Origin of the sequence: Spirulina sp. 06S082, assembly GCF_034932145.1 — a bacterium.
GTDB lineage: Bacteria > Cyanobacteriota > Cyanobacteriia > Cyanobacteriales > Spirulinaceae > CCY15215.
On the sequence record NZ_JAYGHV010000375.1, the window covers coordinates 1 to 1,440 of the forward strand.

The window sequence follows — 1,440 nt, forward strand, 5'->3', positions numbered from 1 at the left end:
CTACCTCTATTCCAGAAGGAGCAATTGAAGCTGGCGCTCATTATTTGATTTTAGATGAAGGAGAAATAACAATTCCGCAATTCTTAGAAGCACTTTCTCAAGGTCAAGAAAAAGGAATTTTCCGCACTTTGGACAAACCCGATATTACTCAAAGTCCTCTACCTCGTTTTGATTTACTCGAGAAAGATGATTACCTAATGATGGCGATCCAATTTTCTCGGGGTTGTCCCTTCCAATGCGAATTTTGTGATATTACTAACCTGTATGGTCGCAAATCTCGTACCAAAGAACCTGCTCAGATTTTAGTAGAATTACAAACTTTCTATGATTTAGGCTGGCGCGGCTCTATTTTCATGGTTGATGATAATTTCATTGGCAATCAACGCAATGTTAAACTTTTGTTGCGGGAATTAATTCCTTGGATGGAGGAACACAATTATCCTTTCACCTTCATCACGGAAGCCTCTGTCAATTTAGCAGAAGATTTAGAACTACTAGACTTGATGGCACAATCTGGTTTTTATGCTGTTTTTCTGGGCATTGAAACCCCCGATTGTGATAGCTTGGAACTCACGGGTAAGTTTCAAAATATTCGCCAACCTTTAGTCGAATCTTGTCGCATTATTAATCAAGCGGGTTTGTTGATTTATGCTGGGTTTATCATTGGTTTTGATGGGGAAAGAACCGGTGCTGGCGATCGCATTCAGGCTTTTGTGGAAGAAACCAATATTCCTCAACCGATGCTTGGCATTTTGCAAGCTCTTCCGAATACGGCACTTTGGCAACGATTAAAACAAGAACAGCGATTATTAGAAGGCTTTGGAGGTGTTGAAGTGGGCGATCAGAATTCTTTGATGAATTTCCTTCCCGATCGCCCGATGGCTGAAATTGCGGAAGAATATCTAGACGCACTTTGGACCATGTACGAGCCGAAAAACTATCTCCGACGTTGTTTGCAACATTGTTTGGGAATTACAACCAATCCTAAACTAGCGCAAAATATGTATTTTCCTCGCGGTAAAGGACTGCGACTCGTCGCTCAGTTATGCTGGCATCAAGGTTGGAAACGCACAGAAATTCGCGGACAATTTTGGCGACAACTTTGGACGATAATGCGGACTAAGCCTCAATTATTGAATATGTATTTGGGTTTATGTGCGGCTGGGGAACATTTCTGGGAATATCGCATTTTGGCAAAAGAGCGTATTCTGGAACAGCAAGGATTAGAGCCTCTGAGTCGGTCCACCTCGGTGAAGCCAGAACCGGTGTTAGTAGATATCTAAAATTAGGAGGCGCGATCGCGCTCGGATTTGTACATTAAATATTCATCCCCCTCAGCAACAGCCTTGAACAACTGGATATTTATTACAGATTTATCTTTTTGCCCTGCTTCCCAGCCTGTTTGTCGGTTTTATATCTAGTGTAGTTATGGGAATGTTA

Annotated in this window: 1 protein-coding gene; it reads left to right on the plus strand. The window is 41.9% G+C overall.

What is annotated here, in order from left to right; genetic code table 11:
• On the plus strand, positions 1 to 1,283 hold a 1,283-nt coding region (locus VB714_RS21380; RefSeq protein WP_323226715.1), incomplete at its 5' end, for a B12-binding domain-containing radical SAM protein.
• Positions 1,284 to 1,440: the final 157 nt, after the last annotated feature.